The organism is Streptomyces sp. NPDC060031, assembly GCF_042736805.1.
Taxonomy (GTDB): domain Bacteria; phylum Actinomycetota; class Actinomycetes; order Streptomycetales; family Streptomycetaceae; genus Streptomyces.
The window spans coordinates 1-23,603 of the sequence record NZ_JBHWVM010000086.1 but is presented as its reverse complement, the minus strand read 5'-3'; the positions used below and the strand labels follow the sequence as shown (position 1 = coordinate 23,603).

Sequence of the window (23,603 nt, the reverse complement as noted above, 5' to 3'; positions counted from 1 at the left end):
CGCGCGTTCTGAGTGCGGTCAGACCGACCGGCAGCCCGCCGCCGTACTGATGTCGAGGGCCCGCTGACGGAACGCGCCGGCTCGGGCGAGGTCTCCGCACTGCGCTTTGACGGTCGAACCCTCGCCACGGGACGCCGGCATCGCGGTGTCCGTACGCGATCAATCACGGTGGTAGATCACTCCACGGTGGTCGACCACGACATCGAATCCACCTGACCCGCGACGGCGAGCCGGATGCGCGTACGGACGAGTGTCCGCAGCATCGCCGCGCCCGCCACCACGGCCGCGAGATGCAGTGCCACCGCGACGACCGGATGCTCCGGCGGGGTGAATTCGGCTGGGTCCGCCAGCGCCACGTAGACCGTGATCGGCAGCTTCCAGCCGCTCCACGCGAACAGCGAGCCCGACCCGACCCAGCCGAAGACCAGGGGCAGCCAGCGGGGCCACCGGGGAGGGCGCGCCCGGGCGACCGCCCAGACGGCGGCGGATCCGGCCAACGCCCACAAGCCGCAGACGGCTCCGAGCACGTATCCGTCAGTGGTCCGTTCGGCCGGGTGCGCGATGCCCACGCTGCCGCCGACCGCCCAGTAGAGCCAGACCAGACCGACCGCCGCACCGAGGGCGGCCGCCCACGGCGGCTTCGCGCGCGGGCCGTCGCCGAGGCGCCCGGAGAACGCTCCCGGCCAGCGACGCCACAGGTACGCGGGGACTGCGAGGGCCAGGCCCAATCCCATCCCGACGAAGCCGAACTGGACGAGCACGCCCTCCCAGAACGGCATGGCCGGATCCTCGCCCCCGCCACCCTCCGGTGAACCGCCCTCGGCACCCAGGAACGCACTGAGCAAGCCGAACGGCAGGACCGAGACGAGGAACCCCGACCCCACCCAGGCGCAGAACGCGACCAGCGCCCCGGGTATCCGCATCCCCCACGGCCTCACGAGCGCGAGCGACAGCCCGATCCCGGTCGCCGCCATGCCGATCGTGACGGTGTTGAGCACCACCCACTCCGCCCTGCCGAACCCGCGGCCGACGGGCAGCATCCCCAGGAGCGCGCCGATCACCCACGACACCTTGATCAGCAGGTACGGCGACAGCGCCAGCGCCGCCCCGTAAGCGGCTCTCCGCCCGACCCGATCCCACTGCTCCCACTGCTCCCACCGCTCCCACCGCTGCCGCCGCTCCACCAGGACTCCCCTTCTCTCAGCAGGAATCCCATCTTCGAACGGCACCTCGTCCCGCCGCCTCCCCCACCAGAGCCATCCGCCTCCCCCGCCCGGGGGAGACGGATCAGCCCCGCAGGGGGTTGGGGAGCGGCAGGTACCGGGCGTCCGCTCCGTCGGCGCGGGTCCAGCGCAGCAGGAGGTTGGTCTTGGCCGGCAGGGAGGGGGCGTCGAGCAGGGCCGCGATCTCGGGCAGGGGCCGGGCGGCGTCGTAGCGCAGGAACTCCTCGCGGGCGGCCGGCCACAGGTCGGCGGCGATGTCCGGGTGGTGTTCCGCGAGGGCGCCCGCGATCTCGGTCAGGTGGTTGACGACCAGGCAGTAGACCAGCCGCTGCCAGGCGGCCTCGCGCGGCAGGTCGGCCAGGAGTTTCACGCCCTCCGCGTCCCGGAAGAGGGCCTGCACCGGCATGCCCCCGGCGTCGACGGCGACCAGGGCGTTCTGCAGGTGGGCCTCCAGGACGATGCCGTGCCGGGCGAACAGGTCCAGCACCGGCGGCACCACCTGGCGCAGGTACGCCCGCCACCACCCGGCGGGGTCGGCGGCGTTCTCCAGCGGGCTGCCCGGGAAGCCCTCGGCGAGCGCGGCGGCCAGCAGCGGGGTGGTCCCGGGCTCCCGGTGGCCGCCCAGGCCGTCGCGCACCAGGACCGCCAGCTCCTCGAAGGCGAAGGCGGCGGTGCGGTAGCCGCGGTCGGCCAGCCAGCCGGCATTCGATCCCGACCGGCGCAGATCCGCGAAGCCCGCCTCGACGGCCTCGCCCGTCCGGCGCAGTTTCAGCAGGTCGTGCCGCCACAGCCGGCGCACGTCGTTGGTGATCCGCACGTCGAGGCTGAACTTCACGAAGAGGTCGGCGGCCGCGCCGGGCACGTACACCGTCCGGATCGAGGCGGTCGGCCAGACCGGGAGCCGGCCGGTCCCCAGCCGCAGCAGCCGCCCGTCCGCGAAGGCCTCGCGCACCCCCGGCCGGCACCCCACCAGGTCGAGCTGCCAGGGGTGGGCCGGCAGCAGCCGGTACCCGGCGGGGGCGCGCGGGCCGTCGAGGGCCTCGGCGAGCGAGTCGACCGCGGCGCCGGCGGCCGGGCCGCCCTCCTCGGCCGCCTGGTCCTCGCGCAGGCCCAGGAAGACCAGCGGGAACCGGGCGTAGGCCTCGGGCGCGTACGGCAGCCAGCTCCCGGTGGGTGCCCCGCCGCGGGCCTTGGGGGCCGGGTGGTGCGGGTGCCCCATGACCAGGGACTGCTCGGACAGCACGTACGGGTCGGCCGGCGGCGCGGCCGCGGCGCGGGCCCTCAGCAGCGCCGCGATGGTCTCCCGGCTGTCGGTGATCTCGATCGGCAGCTCGTCGTTGGAGACCCCGGTGTACTGGCGCAGTTCGTCGGAGGTGAATTTGACGAGTTCGGTGTGGCTGAGCGGCTGCCAGCCGTCCGCCGTGCGCAGCTCGGGGCTGGAGGGCCGACGGCCACCGTGCACCCGTAGCTGTCTCCCGCTGCCGCGCAACCGGTAGGCGCCGGTCCCGTCGGGTTCGGCGGCCTCCCGCAGGAGGCAGTTCAGCAACGGGGCTGCGGCGTAGGCGTCGGCGGCGGCGGTGAGGTCCACTGGTTCCATTCGGTACATCCGGAGCGCCGGAGGTGCGCGAGGCGTGCCACCGGCCGTGATCTTCAGTATCCGCGATGATGAGGTGATCATCACCGCTTCCGTGAGAGGAACAGGGCCCTGAACCCCCGCGTGCACCTCCCCGACTCCCCGCCCGCCTCCCCCGCCGAGGAGGGTGTCGCCGCCGAGCTGGCCGGCGTACGCCCCTGCCTCGCGGGCGCGTACGCCGGCGCGCTCCCCGGAGCGCGGGCCGCCGTGCTGACCCGGCTGTGGCGGGGGCTCGCCTTCGAACCGCTGCCATGGGTGGCGCGTCGGGAGCAGGGGGCCGACAGCCTCGTGCTGGTCCTGGCCGGGGGCGCGCGGCTGGAGGGACCACTGCCGGATCCCTATGCGACCGGGCCGTACGTGAGCGAGCTGCTGCTGGACGCAAAGCCCTACCGGCAGGCGGCCCGGCTGATGGCGGCGCTCGGGGGGCCGCTCGGGGCAGTGTCCGGTGCTGGGTTCGCCGCCGAGCTGGACGGCAGTACCGCGTCCCTGGCCCTCTCGCGCGCCGGGCAGCCAGGCGCCCGGCCCGCTGCGCAGCCGCCGCCCGCGACCACTTGGGAGTGGGAGCAACGGGTGGTCGACGGACACCCGTACCACCCCAACTGCCGCTCCCGCCCCGGTTTCTCGGTGGCCGAGCAGCTGGCGTACGGGCCCGAGCACCGGCCGCTGGTCGAGCTCGGGCTGGTCGCCGTCCGGGCCGAGGAGTGCCTGGTCACCGGGGAGTGGCCGGACCACCTGCGCGACGGCGGGCGGATCCTCGTACCGGTGCACCCGTGGCAGGCCGAGCACGTGTTGAAGGGCGAGGAGGTGCGGCCCGGTTTCGCCGCGCATCCGCTGATGGCACTGCGCACGCTGGCGCCCGCCGGGGGCGGCCCGCACGTCAAGACCGCGCTCAGCGCCCGGCTGACCTCCTCCGTGCGGGACATCTCCGGCTACTCCATCGAGACGGCGGCCGCGCTGTCCGACTTCGCGCAGGCCCTGACCGGACGGCTCGACGGCCGGCTGCACTTCACCCGCACCCTGGGCGCGGCCGGCGCCCACGGCCCGGACCTGGCGGCGGTGCTCCGCGAGCCTCCCGAGGCCTTCGCGGACACGGCGGCGGGCGAGAGCGTGGTGCCCCTGGGCGCGCTGGCCGCCACTCCGTACGCCGGCTCCGCGGCCTGGCGGGCCGAGCTGGCCCGGCTGGCGCTCGGCGTGGGCCTGCGGCTGCTGGACCTCGGGGTGGCGCTGGAGGCCCACGGCCAGAACCTGCTGGTGGTCCTCTCCCCCACCGGCGCCCCGCTCCGGCTCGTCTACCGCGACCTCGCCGACATCCGGATCAGTCCCTACCGGCTCGCGGGCCACGGCCTGCCGGTGCCGCCGCTGTCCGGCCGGCTGATCAACGACGACGTGGGCGTGCTGCGGCGCAAGCTGTTCGGGTCCCTGGTGGCCGGCGCGCTCGGCTCCACGGCGGGCTCGGCGGCCGCGCTCGGGGAAGATCTCGCGCGGGCGACGGCGGGCCTGGCGCCCACCGCCGACACGGAGGCGCTGCTGACCGGTCCGCTGCCCACCAAGGCGCTCACGCTGATGCGGCTGAGCCCCGGCGTGCCGGGCGACCAGTGGGCGGAGCTGCCCAATCCGCTGGCGGTCATATGACTTTTGCCTGGCGGGTGCCGACTCCGGGCGGGGGGCGGGCTACTGTTCAGGGGCATGACAGAGACCTCGTACCTGCACGCCGTGCGGGCGTCCTACGACGCCGTCGCGGTCGACTACGCCCGGCTGCTCGGCGCGGAACTGGCCGGCAAGCCGCTGGACCGCGCCATGCTGGCCGCCTTCGCCGAGTGCGTGCGCGGCGAGGGCCGTCCGGACGGGACCGGCGGCCGCGCGGTCGCGGACCTGGGCTGCGGTCCCGGCCGCGTGACGGCGCACCTCGACGGGCTCGGCGTACGGGCCTTCGGCATCGACCTGTCCCCGGCGATGGTGGCCGTGGCCCGCCGGACCTACCCCGGGCTGCGCTTCGAGGTGGGCTCGATGGCCGCGCTGGACATCGCGGACGGGGTCCTGGGCGGCGTCCTCGCCTGGTATTCCACCGTCCACACCCCGCCGGGCGAACTGCACCCCCTGTTCGCCGAGTTCGCGCGCGTGCTGGCGCCCGGCGGTCACGTCCTGATCGCCTTCGAGGCGGGCGACGAGAAATTCCGGCTGGAGCACGCCTACGGGCACCCCGTGGACCTCGACGTGTACTGGACGCCGCCCGACCGGATCGCCGAACGGCTGGCCGCGGCAGGGCTTGCCGAGACGGCACGGCTCGTCCGGGAGCCCGACGCGCACGAGAAGTCCCCGCAAGGCTTCATCCTGGCGCGCAAACCCGGCCGGTAGGCGGATCATCGGCTGTACGGCCGCCAGGGCGGCCCGGGATCGGCCGTTCGGGGGGCAACTCGGCCCGTGTGGGCCCGCCTTCCCCCCGATCGCCCGCAGCGGTGGCAGGAAGGAGGCATGCGCCTCCACCGCCGCCAGGTCCTCACCAGCGCCGCCGCGGCCGTCCTCGCCACCCTCGGCGCGGCTCCCCGGCTCCGGGGCCCGGACTTCGGGGCGCTGGCCCGCGCGCTCGACGGGCGGGTGGTGGTGCCCGGCGACCGGGACTACGCCGAGGCGCGCCGGCTCTTCCAGCCCCGCTACGACGCCGTCGCGCCGGGCGCGGTGGCCTACCCGGCGCACGCCGGGGACGTGGCCGTCTGCCTGGACTTCGCCCGCCGCTCGGCCGCGGCGGTGGTGCCGCGCGGCGGCGGGCACGGCTATGCCGGCTGGTCCACCGTCGCCGCCGGTCTCGTGATCGACGTCGGGGCCATGGCCGCGGTGTCGGTCGACGCAGGCTCCGGCTCCGGCTCCGGCTCCGGCTCCGACGTGCGGATCGGCGCGGGGGCCCGGCTCGGCGACCTCAACGCCGCCCTCGCCGGCCGCGGCCTGGCCGTCCCGACCGGCCTGTGCCCCTCCGTGGGCATCGCGGGCCTCGCGCTCGGCGGCGGGCTGGGCCTGCTGTCCAGGGCCTACGGGGCCACCTCCGACCAGCTCACCGGCGCGACCGCGGTGACCCCCGACGGGGTCGTCCGCGAGACCGGCCCCGACCGGGATCCCGGCCTCCACTGGGCCCTGCGCGGCGGCGGGGGCGGCAATTTCGCGGTGACGACCGAGTTCCGCTTCCGCGCGCACCCGGTCGCCGACTGCGTCTTCGCCGAGCTCCACTGGGCCGACGGCGACTCCCCGGCGGTGCTGCGCGGCTGGCAGCGCTGGCTGGCCGGGCTGCCCGATCCGTTCTGGAGCCAGGTGGAGTTCGCCCTCGACGGCGGTCCTGCCCCGGTTCCCGCCGTCCGGGTGGTCTGCCTCGACGGGCGCCGCGAGCTGGAGGAGCAGTTGACCCGCCTGTCCGACCTGGTCGGGCGTCCGGCGCGGGACAGCCGGCTCGACGTACGCAGTTACGGCGACACCGTACGGACCATGTCGGGCTGCCTGGAGCGGACGGCCGCCCAGTGCCGGCTGCCCGGCACCCTGCCCGGCCACGATCCACAGGGCCGGCTCGGCCGCGAATCGTACGCCGCCCGCTCCGACTTCTGGCCCGCGGGCGGCCTGCCGGAGCCGGCCGTCTCCGCGGTACTGGCCGCCGTCCGGCGCTACGCGCGGAACGTGCCGCGCGGCGGGTTCGGGGTGGTGCAGTTCGACGGGGTCTGCGGCGGCGCGCTGAACCGGGTGGCGGCCGACGCCACCGCCTTCGTCCACCGCGACAGCGCCTTCCTCGCCCAGTACCTCGTCCAGTGGCCCCAATCCGCGCCGGCCGCCGAGGTCGCCCGGCACCAGGGCTGGCTCGACGGGCTCTGGCAGGACCTGCGCCCCTGGGCGAGCGGAAGCGCGTACCAGAACTACATCGACCCGAAGCTCACCGGCTGGCGCGCGGCCTACTACGGGCCGAACCTCGCCCGCCTCGAAGAAGTCCGGCGCACCTACGACCCGGACCGGCTGTTCCGCTTCCCCCAGGCCATCTGAGGACCTGGGCACGATTCGCGACGAAGAGGAGACGGACATGCGACGTGCGTTGACGGTGGCGGCCGCGACGGCCGCCCTGCTGCTGCCCAGTGGGCCCCTGCCGGTCGCCGAGGCCGGCAGCGCCCCGCCGCCGGCCAGCCGCTGGTCGGCACGCGAGGCCGAGACCTTCTGGACGGCAGACCGGATGGCTTCCGCGGTACCGATCTCCCGCGGCGGGGCAGCGGCGGCCGGCAACGGAACCGGGCAGGACTTCGATGGCATCCCGGTCGTCGGCCGGATGTTCGTCATGAAGGGCGGCGGCGCGTACTTCTGCACCGCGAGCGTCGTCGCCTCCCCCGGCCGCGACCTGGTGCTGAGCGCGGCGCACTGTCTGCTCGGCACGGACTCCCGGCAAGTGGCCTTCGTACCGCAGTACACCTCCGAGAACCCGCAGCCGTACGGGATGTTCCCGGTCCTGCGCAATACCGCCGGGAAGTCGAAGGTGTGGATCGACCCGCGCTACCGCAGCCTGGGCGCCGACCGCGGCGCCACCCTCGACGTGGCCTTCGCGCAGGTCGGGCCGGACGCGGACGGTTTCCCCGTGGAGGACGTGGTGGGCGGGAACCGGCTGGTCACCGGCGCCGCGTACGCCCACCCGAAGGTGTCGCTGATCGGCTATCCGGCGTCCGCGGCGCGCCCGCGCCTGTGCGTGAACAAGACGACGAAGTTCACCAGCGCCGATCCCGGGATCCCCGGATCGTTCCTGCGGATCGACTGCACCGGCTACCCGGGCGGGACCAGCGGCGGCCCGTTCCTGACCAACTACGACGCGCGGACGGAGACCGGCGACGTGGTCGGGGTCATCGGCGGCTGGAAGACGGGCGGGAACACGGCCGACACCTCGTACAGCTCCTACTTCGGCGCGGACATCAGGCAGTTGTACCGGTCGGCGGTTGCCGGGGCGCGGGTGGCATGAGTACCTGCTGGCGGACCCAGCGGGTGCGGCGCGGGTTCCCGACCGAGCGCGGCGTCGCCGGGAGCCCGTCGGCGGACAGCGGGTCCGCGGGGGCCAGGCCGAGCTGACGGCGCAGGTCCGCGAGGGCGGCGTGGACCGGCGCGAGGATCACCTCGGCGCGCGGATCGGCGTACGTGAGCGCGTGCGCGGCGGTCTCGATGGCCTCGGCGGCGTCCTCGGCGGCGGTCCGGCTCCACCCTCCGGGCGCGGCGGCGCCCCACGGGGCGACGGCGTCGTAGAGGTGGCAGGCGGCATCGGCCGCGGCGTCGGCCAGTTCCCCGACGCCGGGCGCCGCGAGGGTCGGCAGCTCCATGCCGGGTCAACGAGCGGGGCGCGCCGGGGGAACGAGCCCGGCCGTGCTTCATGCGCCGACGGCGTGGATCCAGAGCGGCAGCAGCAGGAGGCAGACCACCGAGCTCTTGATGACGATGGAGGCGGAGAGGTCCACGCCCACGTCGTAGCGCTGGGCGAAGATGAAGAGGTTCTGGGGTGTCGGCATCGCCGCGATCAGGACCAGGTAGGTGAGCCAGTCGCCGCGGACCCCGAAGAGCGCCCCGCACACCGCCCAGGCCAGCAGCGGGAAGCCGAGGCACTTGAACACGACGATGGCGGCCTCCTCGCGGGTGGTGCCCCGCAGGTCGAGGCCGACGCCGCCCAGGTGCAGGCCGAGGGCGAAGAGGGCCACCGGGGAGGCGCTGTCGCCGACGAACGCGGCCCCGTCCAGGACCGTCTTCGGGACGTGAACCGACAGCAGGTTCAGCAGGATCCCCGCATTGCAGGCGAGGACCAGCGGGGTGGCGAGCGAGGCACCGACGGCCCGTGCCAGCCGCCGCCCGGGGCCGCCGGCGCCGGGACCCGAGCGGCCCAGTTCCATGATGGCGATGACGACGAGGGACAGCACGCACACCTGGAACAGCAGCACCGGGAAGATCGGGGCCGCCGTCCCGAAGAAGGTGATGAACACGGGGACGGCGAAGTACGCGGTGTTCACCTGGACCCCCGCCATCACGCGCAGCGCGACGGCGCGGGGCTCCCGTACGCCGTAGGCGGTGGCGGCGAGGGCCACCGCCACGACCGCGAGGGCCGCGGTCGCCGCGTAGCCGCCGATCGCCCGCCAGTTGAAGAGGGCGCCGAGGTCGCTGGCGTAGATGTTGCCGAAGAGGTAGCAGGGGACGGCGAAGAGGAAGGCGTAGTCGGCGAAGACCTTGGAGGCCTCGGCCGGGACGATCTTGCGGCGTGCGAGCAGCGCGCCGCCGCCGAAGGCCAGCAGAACCGGCACCAGCTTCTCGAATGCTGCTGCCCCGCCCATGCGTACGACTCCCCCGTTGACCGACCGCGTGCAGCCTACCCCTGCGCATAGGCTGGACCGATCATGAGCGACACCCCCCGTACCCCCGCCAGGACCCGCGGGCCGCGCGACTCCCGCGGTCCCCGCGCGCTGGCCTCGCTCGCGGTGGCGCTGCGCACGCCCGCCCGGGCCGCGGAGCCGCTGTTCGCGCAGGCGCCCAGGACCTGGCACCGGCTGCTCCCCTACCTCGTCACCGTCGCCTTCGTGGTGACGCTGGTGCCGGTGACCATCGCGGTGCTGAGCAACGACTACGGGGCGGCCGGCGGCTGGGCGGGTGCGCTGGGCGTGGCGCAGACGGTGCCGCTGCTGCTCGCCGTGACCCGGCCGATGGCGGCGTGGCTGCTGATCCTGACCGCGGACACGGTCGGGGCCGTGATGCTGATCCACGCCGAGCAGGTGGCCCGGCACGCGTGGCCGTGGACGCCGATGGTGATCGTCGGCTACCTGCTGCTGATGGTGTGCCTGGGGCTGCGCGAGTCCATCCGGACGCTGGTCGGGGTGTGGCTGGCGACCGGAGCGGTCGGGGTGGTGCTGGGCTTCTTCCAGCCCTCCGGGGTGATCAACACCACAGCGCTGCTGTTCGTGCTGAGCGGGGTCATGCTGGCGCTCACCGGGGCGCTGCGCGGGTTCGGCGCCGCCCAGCGGCGGATCGCGGAGCAGGAGAGCATCAGCGAGGCCGAGCGGGCCCGGCGCACCCTGCTGGAGGAACGGGCCCGGATCGCCCGCGAGTTGCACGACGTGGTGGCGCACCACATGTCGGTGATCACCGTGCAGGCCGATTCGGCTCCGTACCGGCTGCCCGGCATGTCCGATCCGGTGCAGGAGGAGTTCGCGGCCATCGCGGCCTCCGCCCGGGAGTCCCTGGGCGAGATGCGCCGGCTGCTGACGGTGCTGCGCGGCGACGGAGGCGACGGCCCCGGCGGGGAGCGGGCCCCGCAGCCGGGCCTGAGCCGCCTGCAGCAGCTGGTCGAGGCGACCGTGCGGGCGGGGCAGCCGGTGGAACTGTCCCTGGCCGCGGAGGCCGCCGGGGCCGCTCCCCCGGCGGTGGACCTGTCCGCGTACCGGATCGTGCAGGAGGCGCTGGCCAATGTGGTGCGGCACGCGCCGGGGGCGCCGACCCGGGTCTCGGTGACCGTCGACGAGGAGGAGATCCTCGTGCTGGTGGTCAACGGTCCGGCGCGCGACCCCGTGGTGCAGCTGGAGAGCTCGGGCACGGGGCACGGTCTGGTGGGGATGCGCGAGCGCGTACGGTTGACCGGCGGGACGCTGGACACCGGTCCGCTGCCCGACGGCGGCTTCCGGGTCGCCGCCCGTCTGCCCTTGGATCCCACCGCTGAGGACGCAAGTTGACCATCCGCGTGATCATCGTCGACGACCAGGCCATGGTGCGGGCGGGTTTCGCCGCGCTGCTGTCCGCGCAGGCCGACATCGACGTGGTGGGCGAGGCCCCCGACGGGCGGCGCGGCGTGCAGGTCTCGCGCACCGTGCACCCCGACGTGGTGCTGATGGACGTACGGATGCCGGAGATGGACGGGCTGACGGCGGCCCGGGAGATCCTCGACCCCCCGCCCGGGGTGGTGCACCGGCCGAAGGTCCTGATGCTGACCACCTTCGACATCGACGACTACGTGTACGAGGCGCTGCGCGCGGGCGCCTCCGGTTTCCTGCTCAAGGACGCCCCGCCGGCCGACCTGATCGCGGCGGTACGGGTGGTCGCCTCGGGCGAGGCCCTGCTGGCGCCCTCGGTGACCCGGCGGCTGATCGCCGACTTCGTGCAGCAGCGGCCGGCCCCGCGCAAGGACCCGGCGCTGCGGCTGAACGGGCTCACACCGCGTGAGACCGAGGTGCTGGAGCTCATCGCGCGCGGGCTGTCGAACCAGGAGATCGCCGGGCACCTGGTGCTCGCCGAGCAGACGGTGAAGACCCACATCGGCCGGGTGCTGGGCAAGCTCGACCTGCGGGACCGCGCCCAAGCGGTGATCTTCGCGTACGAGGCGGGCCTGGTCCGGCCGGGCGACTCGGCCTGACCCTCCTCCACCCCCTACCGGGGTATGACATCCGACTTGGCTCCACGGTCCGACGTGCGGTCCGGTACCTCCTTCTTACCTTCCTCCTCGTCACGAGGAGAGGAGAAGGGGCATGCGCCGCTTCGGAAGGACGCTGGTCACGGCCGCGCTGGCGGTGGCCGTCGTCGCGGGCACCGCGGGATGGGCCTCCGGCGACAGCCAGAGCGCGGTCACCGGGCCGCCGCCGGGAACGGCCGCCTGGCGGGCCGACACCGCGGACGGGCGGCCGCTGCCAGACCCGGCCCGGACGGCTCCCCGCGAGGTGGCCCGGTTCTTCGCCGGGCTGGACGACTCCGCCCGGCAGGAACTCGTGCGGTCCCACCCGCTGGTCGTGGGCAACCTGGACGGGGCTCCGCTCCCCCTGCGGTACGGGGCCAACCGGCTCGCCGTCGCCGCCACGGGCGAGGCCCGCTACGCCTCGCTCGGCGCGCCGGGCCGGCAGATCCTGGCCTTCGACCCGCGCGGGCGGGGCCAGGTCGCCGAGGTGTTCGGGGACCTGGCGCACGCCCCGCACGTCTCGGTGATCGTGCCGGGCTCCGACAACGACGCCACCCACCACGACGCCGGGCGCAAGCCCGCCACCGGGCCGGCCGGGATGGCCCGTTCGCTGCGGGCGGCGGCCGGGGACGGCACCGCGATGGTCGCGTGGACCGGCTACACCACCCCGGTCGGGGTCGGACTTGACGCGGCCGACGGGCGGCTCGCCGAGGCCGGAGCCGTCCGGCTGGCCCGGTTCACCGAGGGGCTCGACGCGGTCGGCGCAGCCGACCCGGTGCTGTTCTGCCACAGCTACGGCTCGGTGGTCTGCGGGCTCGCTGCCCGGCACACGGACGCCACCGACGTCGTCGCCCTCGGCTCCCCCGGGATGCGCGCGGACACCGCCGCCGGCCTGCACACCCGGGCCCGCGTATGGGCGGCCCGGGGCCCGTCCGACTGGATCGCCGACGTGCCGAACGTGCGGTTCGCCGGGATCGGCCACGGCGCCGACCCCACCTCGGCGGCCTTCGGGGCCCGCCGGGTGCCCGCCGCCGATGTCCAGGGCCACACCGGCTACTTCGCGCCGGGCACCCGGTCCCTGGCGGCCTTCGCCGCCATCGCCAAGGGAGAGATCCGATGACGACGCCGCACACCCTCACGAGGCTGAAGCGGACCGCCGACCGGATCGAGCGGCAGACCCCCGCCCACCGCGACCGGGCCGTCGACGGGCTGCGCGCCCTCGCGCTGCTGGCCGTACCCACCGGGCACTGGCTGCTGGGCGGCTTCACCCTGGACTCCGACGGCGGGCTGCACAACGCCAGCCCGCTCTCCTCCTTCGGCGCCCTGGCCCCGGCGAGCTGGGTGCTCCAGATGCTCGGCATCTTCTTCCTGGTGGGCGGCTACGCCTCGGTGCTGTCCTTCCGGCGCCGGGCCGGCTCGACCGGCGCATGGCTCAAGGGGCGGATCGTGCGCCTCGGCCGTCCGGTGCTCGGGGTCACGGCCGTCTGGGCGCTGGCCGCTCCCGTGCTGTACGCGGCCGGGGTTCCACAGGCCACGCTGCGGACCGGGGCGACGCTGGTGATCCAGCCGCTGTGGTTCGTCGGGGTGTACGTGGCGGTCACCGCGCTCACCCCGTACTGCGTCCGGGCGGCGCACCGGCTCGGCAGCTGGGCTGCGGCCCCGCTGATCGGCTCGGTCGCGGTGGTGGACTTCCTGCGCTACGGGCCGCCGGCCGAATCCGTGCCGTCCTGGCTCGCGCTGCTGAACATCCTGCCGGGCTGGCTCTTCGCGTACCAGCTCGGCGTGTCCTGGGGCGAGGGGCGGATCGGGCGGCGCGGGGCGTGGCTGCTGCTGGCCGGCGGGACGGCGCTGTTCGCGGCGCTGCTGGCGGTCTTCCACTACCCGGCGTCGATGGTCGGGGTGCCGGGTGCGGAGCGGACCAACTCGCATCCGCCGTCGCTGCTGGTGCTGGCCCTGGCGGCGGCCCAGTCGGGGGCGGCCGTCCTGCTGCGCGACCGGCTGGCGCGGCTGCTGGCGCGGCCCGCGCTGTGGGCGCCGGTGGTCGTGATCAACCTGTGCGCGATGACGATCCTGTGCTGGCACCAGACGGCGATGCTGGCGGCGGCCGTGCCGGGCTCGTTCGCGGGTGGCCTGGCGGGTCTGACCACCGCGCCGGACAGTCCGGGCTGGATCGCGGCGCGACTGGCCTGGATGCCGGTGTTCGCGGTGCTGCTGGTGGTCATCGCCCGCTACGCCCGCCGGTTCGAGACCCCGCCGCGGGCGGGGCGCAGGTCCCCGGCGCTGCGGCGGGCCGTGGCGGGGGTCCTGGCGGCGGGGTTCGCGGTGTTCGCGCTCGGTCTGGCGTGAGGCGCGTGGCCGGCGCCGGCGGGAGCGCGGCGTCAGGCGATGGAGGCCGCGACGATGGCGGCGACGGCGAGGTTGCAGGAGGCCGTGACCCAGACCGCCGGGTGGGGTTCGGGGTCGACGACGATCGCGCCGAGCTTGCCCGGCGTCACCCAGTCCAGCACCAGGAAGGCCACCGCCATCAGCAGCAGGCCGAGCACGCCGAAGGCCGCGGTGGCGAGCAGGCCCTTGCCGAAGTCCTCGTACGTCGTCCAGATCGAGGTGAACACGATGCCGCCGACGCCCAGGAGCGCGGAGCTCAGCATGACGGCCGCGTTCCGGTTGCGCTCCTCCCAGATCTGCTTCGGGAGCTTCCCGGGGGTCAGCACGTCCACCAGGACGATGCCGAGGATGAGCAGCACCAGGCCGAGGGCGCCGTAGGCGCTGGTGCGGCCAAGTCCATTGACGATGTCGCTCATTGAGAAGCCTGTCTCCGCGGGGGTGGGAAAGGATGTGCCGTGGGGGGCGGCCGAAATGTATCGCACGGCCCTGACCCGGACCATGGGGAGGTCAGTGAATGGCAAAGGTCAGGGCGGCGCGGGCCGAGGAGGCGCAGGCGCTGACGGAGCTGGTGCGGCGCTCCAAGGCGTACTGGGGGTACGACGCGGAGTTCCTCGCCGACGTCGCGCCGGAGCTGCGGATCGACGCCGCCGATGTGACGGCCCGCCGGATCGTGGTGGCCGAGGACGCGCACGGGGTGGTGCAGGGCCTGGCCTCGCTGGAGCTGGAGCTGGAGGGGGACGGGCCGCGGGCGCGGCTGGGCCTGCTGTTCGTGGAGCCGTCCGCGATCGGCCGGGGCGTCGGGCGGCTGTTGTACCGGGATGCCGTGCGGCGGGCCGCCGGGCTCGGGGTCCACAGGCTGCTGATCGACGCCGATCCGCATGCCGCGGGCTTCTACCGGACGATGGGCGCGGTCGCCGTCGCGCTCACGGTCGCCGGGGCCGGTGCCGATGCAGTTGCCGGGACCGGAGCCGGTTCCGTTGCCGGGCTGGTGCGCTTCGAGGTGGCGCCCGCGCCGCAGGCCGCCTGGGCGCGGGCCTGGACGGGCGGTGTTCCGGCGGTGCACGTGGGCAACGTCGCCGAGTTCAACGCGCAGTTCGCCGACGCCTCGCTGGACCGCGAGCAGCGGGCCGCGCACCACTACGCCGCCCTGGCCGCCTTCTACAGCCCGTACCCGGCGGCGCTGCTGCTGCCGCGCGCGGTGCCGCGCGGCTGGATCGCCCTGGTGGGGCGGCAATTGGGCTGGGGGCCCGAGGTGGAGGTGTACGACGGGCTGGTGGAGCGGGGTCCCGCGCTGTCGGACGTGGTACGGGCCCGGCCGGCGCTGGCCGGGCGGCTGACGGCGGCCGGGCTGCCGCTCGTACCGTGGGGCCTGACGGAGTCCTTCGGACGGCTGGCCGGGCGCCCGTGGCGACCGCAGGAGCTGCGGTACGAGTCGAAGGCGGAGAGCCACGAACTGTTCGGCCGGATCCTGGGGGCGGGCGGGCATCCGGGGATCGTGCTCCCGGCGCAGTGGCGGGCCGCGACGCGGCGGGCGGCGGTCGGGCTGCTGGCGGCCCGGACCCGGGCGGGGAGGGGCAGCGTTCTCAAATCGGAGCACGGTGTCGGGGGTTCGGGCACGACGGTGGTGAGCGCGGCGCAGGTCAGGGCCGCGGGCGGGGCACGCGCGGTGCTGCGGCGGCTGCCGCGCGGGCCGCTGCTGATCGAGGAGTACGTGCCCGGCCCGGCGGAGCCCGGCGAGCCGCGCGACCTCACGTACGACGGCTTCGTGGACGGCGCGGGCCACGTGCACGAGGTCGGCGGGGCGGTGATGGACGTGGCGGGCGCCGGGTACCGCGGCGCGACGGTGGGGCCCGGGGTGGTGCCGGCCTGGGCGGAGAAGCCGCTGCTGTCCTTCGGGGACGCGGTGGGCCGGGAGCTGGCCGCGGCGGGCTACCGGGGCTGGTTCGACGTGGACTTCGTCGCCGACGGCGCGGGGCGGCTCGCGCCGACCGAGGCCAACCTGCGGCTGACCGGGCCGTCCGTCGCCTTCATGGTCGCGGCCCGGCTGGACGAACTGCGGGGTGCGGGGCACCTGGTACGGATCGCCGACCGCGTGGAGCTGGGGGCCCGGCTCCCCGAGGCGCAGCTCGACGAACTGTGCGGGGCGCTGGCCCGGGGGTGCGCGGACCTCGGGGCGGTCTTCATCCCGGCGATCCCGACCGGCGCCTTCGACCCGGCCCCCTGGCTGGGCGTACTGGTGGCCGCGCACGGCGGGCAGGCCCTGGACGCGGCCGAGGCCCTGGTCCGGGCACAGGCCCTGGCGGTCGGGACGATGTTCGGCCCGTCGCAGTAGGCCGGGACCGGAGCGGGCGGGGTCAGGGGCGGGCGGGGTCAGGGGCGGGGGCGGTTTTCGGGGTCGAAGTCGAAGCCCGTGGCCGGTCGGCGGGTGACGTAGAGGAGCACGAGGGCGCCCGCGATCATCAGGGGGACGTTGAAGGCGTAGACGAGGGCGGCCTGGCGCGGCCAGTCGTGTTTGGCCGCCAGCCGGTAGAAGTTGTCCTGCGGCCACCAGGCGGCCAGCAGGTAGACCACCGCGAGATGGGCGATCTTGGTCAGGAACGGGTCGCGGCCCTGGCGCAGCATCCGGGAGCGGCCGAAGAGCAGGAACAGCACTCCGCCGGCGAAGGCGCAGGCCTCGAACACGTAGAGGACGAAGAAGAGGGCCGCCCAGGGGTTCGGCACACCGGTGAGTTCCGTCGATCCGGGCCAGAACACGTCGGTGAGGAACAGGGTGACGAGGCCCAGCACGAACGTCCCGCAGCCGAGGGCGGCTCCGGCCGGGGATTCGCCGCCGGTCCCCGCGGCCCCGTACTTGCCCGTGCCGCGGGCGGCGCGCGCGGGCGCGGGCCGCTGGACGGGCAGCGGCAGCCCGGCCCGGTCCTCCTGGCCGGCCCGGTTGCGCGGCAGGGCGCGCAGCTTGACCACGGCCCGGGGGAACTGCGCTTCCGGGAGCCTGCCCGCCAGGTGCTCGCGGAGCCGCCCGATGTCCGGCAGGTCGGAGCCCGGGGGCCGGGCGACCGCGTCGGCCGGCGGGGAGACGTAGGCGACGGGACCGCGCGGGCCCGAGCCGCTGTCGACCTCGGCCAGGAGCACCCCGCCCACGTCCGGGTGCGTGCGGATCACGGACTCCAGCGGGTGCGGGTCCCGCGGTTGCCCGGCGACGGTGATCCGGTCGCGGATCCGGCCGCCGAACTCCAGCAGCCCGTCGGGGCGCAGCTCCGCGAGGTCTCCGGTGGGTATCGCGTCGCCGCCGTCGGGCAGGGTGAGTCGGATCTCCCCGCCGTGCAGGGCCACGGAGCAGCGGGGGAAGGGCCTGCCGATCAGGGAGAGCCGTTCGGGGTCGTCCAACGGGCCGGGAAGCTGCGGCAGTTCGAACCAGGTCCCGGCGCCGGCCGACTCGGTGAGCCCGTACACGTCGAGCACCCGGGCCCCGGGCCGCAGGCGGGCCTGCAGGGCGGCGAGTTCGTCGAGGAAGAGCCGGTCCCCGGTGACGGCGACGAGGCGCAGCGACCGCAGGGCCCGGTCCGGATCCGCCGCGCCGGGCTTGTTCACGTCCTCGGGGCGCACCGCGGCCGCCGACCGGTCGCGCAGGAGCAGCCGGGCGGCGCCGGCCGGGTCGGTGTGCACGACGGTGGCCTTCTGCGCCTCGACCGCGCCGCGGATCGCCTCGGCCGTCCAGGGCGAGCGCTCCGGCAGGACGAGGGCGCCGCCCGAGCACAGGGCCCGGGTCCAGCCCGCGGCGAAGGCGGTGACGTCCGGTGCGGCGGTGATCAGGTGCCGGTCCGCGGGGGTCAGCCCGGCCACCTCGGTCCAGCCCTCGTGGGCGGCGAGCAGGCGGTCGTGGCCGACGGCGACCGGGCGGGGCTCGGCGCCCCCGGTGAACAGGACGGCGGCGGGGCGCCCGGGGCGGGGGCCCGGGCGGGGCGGGGCTTCGGTGGGCCGCCCGGCTATCTCGGCGCCGTCCGCGCCGAGGCGGATCACCCGCAGGCCGCTGCCGTCGTCGAGGCGCGCCTGGTGCGCGGCGTGGGTGAGCAGGGCGAAGGGCTGGATCCCGGCGAGCTGGAGCTGTCCGGTGCGCGGGGACTCGACGTCGATGACCGCGTAGGCCGCACCCGCCTTGAGGACGGCGAGGAGGGCGACGACGAGTTCGGCCGGGCGGGCCGTGCCCACGGCCACGATCTCACCGGCGGGCGGTCCGGCGTCGAGCAGGTGGTGCGCCAGCTGATTGGCGCGGGCTTCGAGTTGCCCGTAGGTGAGGCCGTGCGGGCCGGCGATGAGCGCGGGGGCGCCGGGGGTGTCCCGAGCCCACTGTTCGAAGCGGTGCAGGACGGTGTCGACGGTGCGCCCGCTGGAGCGCGTGAACTCGGATCCCTGCGTCATGGACCGATGATGCCACCGGGCGCCGACAGCGGGCGAGGTACGTGAAAATCCCTCATATGGGCGCGAGTTGGCCGACACGGGAGACCCGGAAGGGCGCAGTCGGCCCGAAAGGTTGACCTCGACTTTGATTGAGGTCTTACGGTTCGGGTCATGGACATGGAAGTCACCGCTTGGACATCGCTGCACAGCGCGATCAACGCCCAGCAGGACCGTCGGCCGATCTCCCGGGCCGGCCTGCGGCGGGTCGCCGCCTTCGCCCGCCCGCACCGGCGCGGGCTCACCCTCTTCCTGCTGCTGAGCGTGATCACCGCACTGCTGGCCGTGGCCACCCCGGTGCTGGCGAGCCGAGTCGTGACCGCGATCGTGGACGGGCGGGAGAGCGGCACCGTCACCCGCCTCGCCCTCCTCATCGCCGCGATCGCGCTCGCCGAGGCGGGCCTGGGCCTGCTCACCCGCAGACTGTCGGCCACCCTCGGCGAGGGGCTGATCCTGGACCTGCGGACGGCGGTCTTCGACCACGTCCAGCGGATGCCGGTCGCGTTCTTCACCCGGACCCGCACCGGGGCGCTGGTCAGCCGGCTCAACAACGACGTCATCGGTGCGCAGCGGGCCTTCAGCAACACCCTGTCGGGGGTGGTCGCCAACCTGGTCACCCTGCTGCTGACGCTGGCCGTGATGCTCAGCATCTCCTGGCAGATCACCCTGCTGGCACTCGTGCTCCTGCCGGTGTTCGTCCTGCCCGCGCGCCGGATGGGGGCCCGGATGGCGGCGATGCAGCGGGAGGCCTCGGCGCTCAACGCGGCCATGGGCACGCAGATGACGGAACGCTTCTCCGCCCCCGGCGCGACGCTGGTCAAACTGTTCGGGCGGCCGGCCGACGAGTCCGCGGAGTTCGCGGCGCGGGCGGCGCGGGTGCGCGACATCGGGATCCGTACGGCGATGGCCCAGTCGGCCTTCATCACCGCCCTGACGCTGGTCTCGGCGCTGGCCCTGGCGCTCGTCTACGGGCTCGGCGGCTGGTACGCGCTGCGCGGCACCCTGGACGCCGGCAACGTCGTCGCCCTCGCCCTGCTCCTGACCAGGCTGTACGCGCCGCTGACCGCGCTCGCCGGGGCGCGGGTCGAGGTGATGAGCGCCATGGTCAGCTTCGAGCGGGTCTTCGAGATCCTCGACCTGAAGCCGCTGATCCTCCAGAAGCCGGACGCCCGCCGGGTGCCGGACGGGCCGGTGGCGGTGGAGTTCGACTCGGTCTCCTTCGGCTACCCCGCCGCCGACAAGGTCTCGCTCGCCTCCCTGGAGGAGGTCGCGACCCTCGATGCCCGGGGCGGTACGCAGGTGCTGCACGAGGTCTCGTTCCGCGCCGAGCCGGGCCAGATGATCGCCCTGGTCGGCTCCTCCGGCGCCGGCAAGTCGACCATCGCGCAGTTGCTGCCGCGGCTGTACGACGCCGACGCGGGTGCGGTGCGCCTCGGCGGCATCGACGTACGGGACCTCACGGCCGACTCGATCCGCGAGACGCTCGGCATGGTCACCCAGGACGGCCACCTCTTCCACGAGTCGGTACGGGCCAACCTGCTGCTGGCCCGGCCGGACGCGGGCGAGGAGGAGATCTGGGAGGCACTGCGGCGCTCCCGGCTGGACGGGCTGGTCGCCTCGCTGCCGGACGGGCTGGACACGGTGGTCGGAGAGCGCGGCTACCGGCTGTCGGGCGGGGAGCGCCAACGGCTGACGATCGCACGGCTGTTGCTGGCCCGCCAGCGGGTGGTGATCCTCGACGAGGCCACCGCCCACCTGGACTCCACGTCGGAGGCGGCGGTGCAAGAGGCTCTGGGCGAGGCGCTGTCGGGCCGGACGGCGGTGGTGATCGCGCACCGGCTGTCGACGGTCCAGGCGGCCGACGTGATCCTGGTGGTGGAGGACGGCCGGATCGTGGAGCGCGGCACGCACACCGAGCTGCTGGCCGCGGGCGGGCGGTACGAGGAGCTGTACCGCACGCAGTTCGCCCCGGCTGACGCGTCGGACGGCGCGGCGGCGGCGGCGGCCTCGGGAGCATGATGTCCGACAGGCCCACATCCCAGACCACATCCCAGACTGGCCATAGCGGCCTCAGACCATCGGCAAGGTCAAACGCACCTACAACCCCCACCGCTGCCACACCACACTCGGGGGACACCCGCCCGTCAACCGTGTGAACAACGCTGCGGGTCAATACACCAGGCCGTCGGCCCGGCCGATCCCGTCCGCGAATGAGGCCACGCCGCCGATCGGGAACGCGCGCGCTCTCACGGCCGTCTCTCCCCTGGGTGGTGCGACGAGAACCGGCCGCCGTCGACCGAACGACAGGAGCCCTCCGTGCCCGCTCTGCTCCGCCCGTCTCCCGTGACGGCGATCTACCTCATCCTGGCCGCCGTATTGCTGGCCACCGGCGTCTTCGCCGTCCGGCAGGGCCCGGCGGCGGGCCTTCTCCCCGAAGCGACGTGGGGCGGCTGGCGGGCCCAAGAGGTGCTGCACTGGTCGGCGTACATCCGCGTCAACACTTGGGCGCACGCCGCCGAGGCGGAGATCCACATGGGCAAGGCTGAGTCGATCACGCTCAAGGCATACGGCGCGGACGCCCACGGCACCACGCACATGGACCGCACTGCCTTCACCCTCACCCCCGACGGGAAGCTCACCGGGCGCGAACTCGCCCCCGCCGGCTGACACTTGCCGGATGGCCGCTCGACCGCGGGGTTCCTCAAAAGCCCGGCGCGTTGGCCGGCCAGACCGGCCGGGTGTACGCAACCCCGAACAGCCTCTCCGGAGTACCCGGGCTCGACCGACTCCGCGAAGCCCTCACCACCACGGTTGGCCACTGACCTCCGCTGCCCGTACAAGACACGGAGGTGATCCGGCGGAGCGATGTGGATGCCCTCTCGGTTCGGGCGGGCGTGCCGCCTCGCTATACGGGTGATCTTGCCCGTCCCGTCGTTCGTGATCCGAGCCTTGACAGGGCCCCCGCTCACCGCGCGGCCACGGGCCCAGCTTCGGGCGCTGCATCGGATCGCCGCCGGCCGACGGCCGACCCGCCCACCACGGCCCGCCGCGCATGGGGCAGGATGGCAGCCCGTTCGCACGCGCACAAACGCTCGAACGAGGCCCCACCCAGCACGACCTGACAGGTGAACAAGGTGACGACACATCACACAGGGCGGCCGGCCGCACCCCTCGCCGCTCCCCCGGCCCTTCCCGGCTCGGAGGGTGTCCGTTGAACCGGGACCTCGTCCTGCACGACTGGGTGACGGCCTCCATCGCGGTGGCCGCGGGCGCCGTCGCCGGCCTGCTGCTGCGCGCCCTGCTGCAGTGGCTGGGCAAGCACGCGAGCAGGACCCGCTGGAGCGGGGACGACATCATCGTCGACGCGCTGCGGACCCTGGCCCCCTGGGCCTCCCTCATCGCGGGCGCCGCGGTGGCCGCCTCGACCCTGCCGCTGACCACCCGGGTCGCGGGCATCGTCAACGACTCGCTGAGCGCCCTGCTCATCCTGATCGCCACGCTCACCGCGGCCCGGGTCGTCGCGGGTCTCGTACGGTCCGTGGCGCAGTCCCGTACCGGCGTGGCCGCATCGGCCACGATCTTCGTGAACATCACGCGGATCGTGGTGCTCACGATGGGCGTCCTCGTCGCCCTCGAGACGGTGGGCGTGTCCATCGCTCCCCTGCTCACCGCCCTGGGGGTGGGCGGTCTCGCGGTCGCCCTGGCCCTGCAGGGCACCCTCGCCGACCTCTTCGCGGGGGTGCACATCCTCGCCTCGAAGACGGTGCAGCCCGGTGACTACATCCGGCTCAGCGGCGGCGAGGAGGGTTACGTCGTCGACGTCAACTGGCGCAACACCGTGGTGCGCAATCTGTCGAACAACCTGGTGATCATCCCCAACGGCCGTCTCGCGCGGACGAACATGACCAACTACACCCACCCGGAACAGAAGTTGTCGATCCTGGTCCAGGTGGGGGTCGGCTACGAGAGCGACCTGGAGCACGTCGAGCAGGTGACCCTCGACGTCGTGGACAGCGTGATGACCGACATCAACGGCGGGGTGCCCGACCACGAGGCGGCCGTCCGCTTCCACACCTTCGGGGACTCCAGGATCAACTTCACGGTGATCCTGGGCGTCGGCGAGTTCAGCGACCAGTTCCGGATCAAGCACGAGTTCATCAAGCGCCTGCACCAGCGGTACCGGGCGGAGGGCATCTCGATCCCCGCCCCCACCCGTACGGTCTCGCTCCACCAGGACGACCCCCGGCCGACCCCCTCCTCCCCGGTGCCGCACCAGCGCGAGGCATCGCCGACGACCCTCGCGGACAGCGGCCGGTAGCACCGGGTACGGCGTACGACGTCACGGTGGCCGGTGGGTCCCGTCCCTCCGGGGGCGGGGGCCCGTCTGCGTTCCCAGGTGGTACGCGGGCACTACCAGGACGACTTGGTGACTCCGGGGAGGTGTCCGGCGTGGGCCTGCTCGCGCATCCGGACCCGCGAGAGCCCGAACGTGCGCAGATGACCGCGGGGGCGGCCGTCCACGCTGTCGCGGTTGCGCACCCGGGTCGCGCTGGCGTCGCGGGGCTGCCTGCGCAGCCGTGCCCAGGCGGTGCGGCGCTCGGCCTCGGTCGAGGACGGCCGCCGCACGAGCTCCTTCAGTTCGGCGCGCCGGGCGGCGTACCGCTCGACGATCGCCGTGCGCTTCTCGTTCCGCGCGATCTTGCTCTTCTTCGCCATCAGACCTTCACCCCCGGGCGCGGATCCGGGCCACGGCCGCCTCGGCGCCGATCACGTCGATCACGTTGACGGCCTCGATCGCCTTCGCGCTCAGGGTCAGGCGGACGTGGCGGCCCTCGCCGGCCAGCCAGTAGCGCTTGCGCTGGATGTTGGGGTCGAAGCGGTGGGAGGTGCGCTGGTGGGAGTGGGAGACGGTGTTGCCGAAGCCCGGCTGGGCGCCCGCCAGTTGGCAGTGGGCGGACAAGGACACCGTCATGAAGCCTGGAACCCGCCCCGCCCACGACCCCGTCATCGACGCCGGGCGCCGCTACGGGAGCAAGCCGTGACCCTGCCCGTCGTCATCGTCGGCGGGCTCCACGCCGACGCCCGCAGGGAGGTCGTGGACCGGCTGGTGCGCACCGTGCCCGGCAGCGTCGCCCTCCATCACGACCTGGCCACCGCACCGGCGGGCACGGTACTGCGCCTGCTGCGCCCTGCGCGAGGACCTGGTCCCCGAGCTGCGACGGCTGGCCGACGGCGGCACGACCCGGCTGGCCGTCGTCGAACTGTGGGACTCCCGGCGAGCCCAAGGCCATGGCCGAGGTCGTCGTCGCGCACGGCGCGGACGCGCTCGACCTCACCGGCGTGATCACCGCGGTCGACCCGGCGCTGGTGCTGCCGTACCTGGTCAAGCGCGACGACTTGGCCGACGTGAAATGGCGTTGCTCCCGTCCGGCAGCATGGCCGGGTAGAGCCAGGTAGATCCCCCGGCCCTCCGGCAGCGGCTGCCGGA

The 23,603-nt window shown here is 74.5% G+C and carries 20 protein-coding genes and 1 pseudogene; 13 read left to right on the top strand and 8 right to left on the bottom strand.

All coding sequences use genetic code 11. The annotated features are described in order from the left end of the window. Positions 1–176: 176 nt before the first annotated feature. Both ACFWB8_RS29520 and ACFWB8_RS29515 read right to left on the bottom strand, forming a co-directional pair. Positions 177–1,184 carry a hypothetical protein gene (locus tag ACFWB8_RS29520; RefSeq protein WP_385233690.1) on the bottom strand — a complete coding sequence of 336 codons (1,008 nt, stop codon included), beginning with the start codon at positions 1,182–1,184 and terminating at the stop codon, positions 177–179. Positions 1,185–1,287: 103 nt separating this feature from the next. After that, entirely contained in the window at positions 1,288–2,820 is a 1,533-nt protein-coding gene (locus ACFWB8_RS29515) for an IucA/IucC family protein (protein WP_385233687.1), read from the bottom strand. A gap of 120 nt (positions 2,821–2,940) precedes the next feature. Here ACFWB8_RS29515 and ACFWB8_RS29510 point away from each other — a divergent pair, with 120 nt between their 5' ends. The 4 genes from ACFWB8_RS29510 to ACFWB8_RS29495 all read left to right on the top strand — a co-directional run bounded on the left by ACFWB8_RS29510 (position 2,941) and on the right by ACFWB8_RS29495 (position 7,825). Beyond that, a complete protein-coding gene (locus tag ACFWB8_RS29510) occupies positions 2,941–4,488 on the top strand; it encodes an IucA/IucC family protein (RefSeq protein ID WP_385233684.1) in 1,548 nt (515 codons plus the stop codon). A 54-nt stretch (positions 4,489–4,542) separates the two neighbouring features. Next, positions 4,543–5,211, top strand: coding sequence for a class I SAM-dependent DNA methyltransferase (locus ACFWB8_RS29505; protein WP_385233681.1), 669 nt, complete (start codon positions 4,543–4,545; stop codon positions 5,209–5,211). A gap of 117 nt (positions 5,212–5,328) precedes the next feature. Beyond that, the gene (locus ACFWB8_RS29500; RefSeq protein WP_385233677.1) at positions 5,329–6,870 is read left to right on the top strand and encodes an FAD-binding oxidoreductase; all 1,542 of its coding nucleotides are present in this window, start codon (positions 5,329–5,331) and stop codon (positions 6,868–6,870) included. Positions 6,871–6,907: 37 nt separating this feature from the next. Continuing rightward, on the top strand, positions 6,908–7,825 hold the full coding sequence (locus tag ACFWB8_RS29495) for a hypothetical protein (protein ID WP_385233674.1): 918 nt from the start codon (positions 6,908–6,910) through the stop codon (positions 7,823–7,825). On the opposite strand, the gene ACFWB8_RS29490 is transcribed toward ACFWB8_RS29495, so the two are convergent. Both ACFWB8_RS29490 and ACFWB8_RS29485 read right to left on the bottom strand, forming a co-directional pair. After that, the gene (locus tag ACFWB8_RS29490; RefSeq protein WP_385233671.1) at positions 7,779–8,177 is read right to left on the bottom strand and encodes a hypothetical protein; all 399 of its coding nucleotides are present in this window, start codon (positions 8,175–8,177) and stop codon (positions 7,779–7,781) included. The two genes, ACFWB8_RS29495 and ACFWB8_RS29490, sit on opposite strands and share 47 nt — an antisense overlap. Before the next feature lie 48 nt (positions 8,178–8,225). Continuing rightward, positions 8,226–9,173: an AEC family transporter gene (locus ACFWB8_RS29485; protein ID WP_385233668.1), complete on the bottom strand. Its 948-nt coding sequence runs from the start codon at positions 9,171–9,173 to the stop codon at positions 8,226–8,228. A gap of 63 nt (positions 9,174–9,236) precedes the next feature. On the opposite strand from ACFWB8_RS29485, the gene ACFWB8_RS29480 reads away from it, so the two are divergent. From ACFWB8_RS29480 to ACFWB8_RS29465, 4 genes are all read left to right on the top strand, one after another. Beyond that, positions 9,237–10,562: a histidine kinase gene (locus ACFWB8_RS29480; RefSeq protein ID WP_385233665.1), complete on the top strand. Its 1,326-nt coding sequence runs from the start codon at positions 9,237–9,239 to the stop codon at positions 10,560–10,562. Next, positions 10,559–11,239 carry a response regulator gene (locus ACFWB8_RS29475; protein ID WP_385233662.1) on the top strand — a complete coding sequence of 227 codons (681 nt, stop codon included), beginning with the start codon at positions 10,559–10,561 and terminating at the stop codon, positions 11,237–11,239. The genes ACFWB8_RS29480 and ACFWB8_RS29475 overlap by 4 nt, the downstream gene beginning before the upstream one ends. Before the next feature lie 112 nt (positions 11,240–11,351). Then, complete coding sequence (locus tag ACFWB8_RS29470) at positions 11,352–12,395, top strand: alpha/beta hydrolase (protein WP_385233659.1); 1,044 nt, start codon at positions 11,352–11,354, stop codon at positions 12,393–12,395. Beyond that, on the top strand, positions 12,392–13,621 hold the full coding sequence (locus tag ACFWB8_RS29465) for an acyltransferase (RefSeq protein WP_385233656.1): 1,230 nt from the start codon (positions 12,392–12,394) through the stop codon (positions 13,619–13,621). Before ACFWB8_RS29470 ends, ACFWB8_RS29465 begins: the two co-directional genes overlap by 4 nt. Before the next feature lie 32 nt (positions 13,622–13,653). Here ACFWB8_RS29465 and ACFWB8_RS29460 read toward each other — a convergent pair whose 3' ends face one another. Next, positions 13,654–14,076: a DUF350 domain-containing protein gene (locus ACFWB8_RS29460; RefSeq protein WP_385233653.1), complete on the bottom strand. Its 423-nt coding sequence runs from the start codon at positions 14,074–14,076 to the stop codon at positions 13,654–13,656. Positions 14,077–14,174: 98 nt separating this feature from the next. On the opposite strand from ACFWB8_RS29460, the gene ACFWB8_RS29455 reads away from it, so the two are divergent. Beyond that, positions 14,175–15,992, top strand: a complete 1,818-nt coding sequence (locus ACFWB8_RS29455; RefSeq protein ID WP_385233650.1) for a GNAT family N-acetyltransferase — start codon at positions 14,175–14,177, stop codon at positions 15,990–15,992. 38 nt (positions 15,993–16,030) lie between these two features. Here ACFWB8_RS29455 and ACFWB8_RS29450 read toward each other — a convergent pair whose 3' ends face one another. Continuing rightward, a complete protein-coding gene (locus ACFWB8_RS29450; RefSeq protein ID WP_385233647.1) occupies positions 16,031–18,079 on the bottom strand; it encodes an AMP-binding protein in 2,049 nt (682 codons plus the stop codon). Positions 18,080–18,229: 150 nt separating this feature from the next. Between ACFWB8_RS29450 and ACFWB8_RS29445 the strand changes: the two genes are divergently transcribed. The 3 genes from ACFWB8_RS29445 to ACFWB8_RS29435 all read left to right on the top strand — a co-directional run bounded on the left by ACFWB8_RS29445 (position 18,230) and on the right by ACFWB8_RS29435 (position 22,433). Next, a complete protein-coding gene (locus ACFWB8_RS29445) occupies positions 18,230–20,134 on the top strand; it encodes an ABC transporter ATP-binding protein (RefSeq protein ID WP_385233644.1) in 1,905 nt (634 codons plus the stop codon). Between the two features lie 297 nt (positions 20,135–20,431). Beyond that, positions 20,432–20,782 (top strand): hypothetical protein, encoded by a 351-nt coding sequence (locus tag ACFWB8_RS29440; protein ID WP_385233641.1) that lies wholly within the window; start codon positions 20,432–20,434, stop codon positions 20,780–20,782. 544 nt (positions 20,783–21,326) lie between these two features. Next, positions 21,327–22,433, top strand: coding sequence for a mechanosensitive ion channel family protein (locus ACFWB8_RS29435; protein WP_385233638.1), 1,107 nt, complete (start codon positions 21,327–21,329; stop codon positions 22,431–22,433). Positions 22,434–22,525: 92 nt separating this feature from the next. Here the strand turns inward: ACFWB8_RS29435 and rpsN are convergent, their stop codons facing one another. Then, entirely contained in the window at positions 22,526–22,831 is a 306-nt protein-coding gene (rpsN, locus tag ACFWB8_RS29430) for a 30S ribosomal protein S14 (protein WP_385233635.1), read from the bottom strand. Positions 22,832–22,838: 7 nt separating this feature from the next. Then, the gene (gene rpmB / locus ACFWB8_RS29425; protein ID WP_385233717.1) at positions 22,839–23,075 is read right to left on the bottom strand and encodes a 50S ribosomal protein L28; all 237 of its coding nucleotides are present in this window, start codon (positions 23,073–23,075) and stop codon (positions 22,839–22,841) included. A gap of 78 nt (positions 23,076–23,153) precedes the next feature. Here rpmB and ACFWB8_RS29420 point away from each other — a divergent pair. Beyond that, positions 23,154–23,521 (top strand): annotated as a pseudogene (locus ACFWB8_RS29420) (cobalamin biosynthesis protein CobW); the annotation flags it as partial. Between the last annotated feature and the right edge of the window lie 82 nt (positions 23,522–23,603).

Coding starts and splice junctions, on each gene's coding strand:
- ACFWB8_RS29515 (WP_385233687.1), bottom strand. CDS start 2,820: ATGGAACCAGTGGACCTCACCGCCGCCGCCGACGCCTACGCCGCAGCC.
- ACFWB8_RS29505 (WP_385233681.1), top strand. CDS start 4,543: ATGACAGAGACCTCGTACCTGCACGCCGTGCGGGCGTCCTACGACGCC.
- ACFWB8_RS29500 (WP_385233677.1), top strand. CDS start 5,329: ATGCGCCTCCACCGCCGCCAGGTCCTCACCAGCGCCGCCGCGGCCGTC.
- ACFWB8_RS29495 (WP_385233674.1), top strand. CDS start 6,908: ATGCGACGTGCGTTGACGGTGGCGGCCGCGACGGCCGCCCTGCTGCTG.
- ACFWB8_RS29490 (WP_385233671.1), bottom strand. CDS start 8,177: ATGGAGCTGCCGACCCTCGCGGCGCCCGGCGTCGGGGAACTGGCCGAC.
- ACFWB8_RS29485 (WP_385233668.1), bottom strand. CDS start 9,173: ATGGGCGGGGCAGCAGCATTCGAGAAGCTGGTGCCGGTTCTGCTGGCC.
- ACFWB8_RS29480 (WP_385233665.1), top strand. CDS start 9,237: ATGAGCGACACCCCCCGTACCCCCGCCAGGACCCGCGGGCCGCGCGAC.
- ACFWB8_RS29470 (WP_385233659.1), top strand. CDS start 11,352: ATGCGCCGCTTCGGAAGGACGCTGGTCACGGCCGCGCTGGCGGTGGCC.
- ACFWB8_RS29465 (WP_385233656.1), top strand. CDS start 12,392: ATGACGACGCCGCACACCCTCACGAGGCTGAAGCGGACCGCCGACCGG.
- ACFWB8_RS29460 (WP_385233653.1), bottom strand. CDS start 14,076: ATGAGCGACATCGTCAATGGACTTGGCCGCACCAGCGCCTACGGCGCC.
- ACFWB8_RS29455 (WP_385233650.1), top strand. CDS start 14,175: ATGGCAAAGGTCAGGGCGGCGCGGGCCGAGGAGGCGCAGGCGCTGACG.
- ACFWB8_RS29450 (WP_385233647.1), bottom strand. CDS start 18,079: ATGACGCAGGGATCCGAGTTCACGCGCTCCAGCGGGCGCACCGTCGAC.
- ACFWB8_RS29445 (WP_385233644.1), top strand. CDS start 18,230: ATGGACATGGAAGTCACCGCTTGGACATCGCTGCACAGCGCGATCAAC.
- rpsN (WP_385233635.1), bottom strand. CDS start 22,831: ATGGCGAAGAAGAGCAAGATCGCGCGGAACGAGAAGCGCACGGCGATC.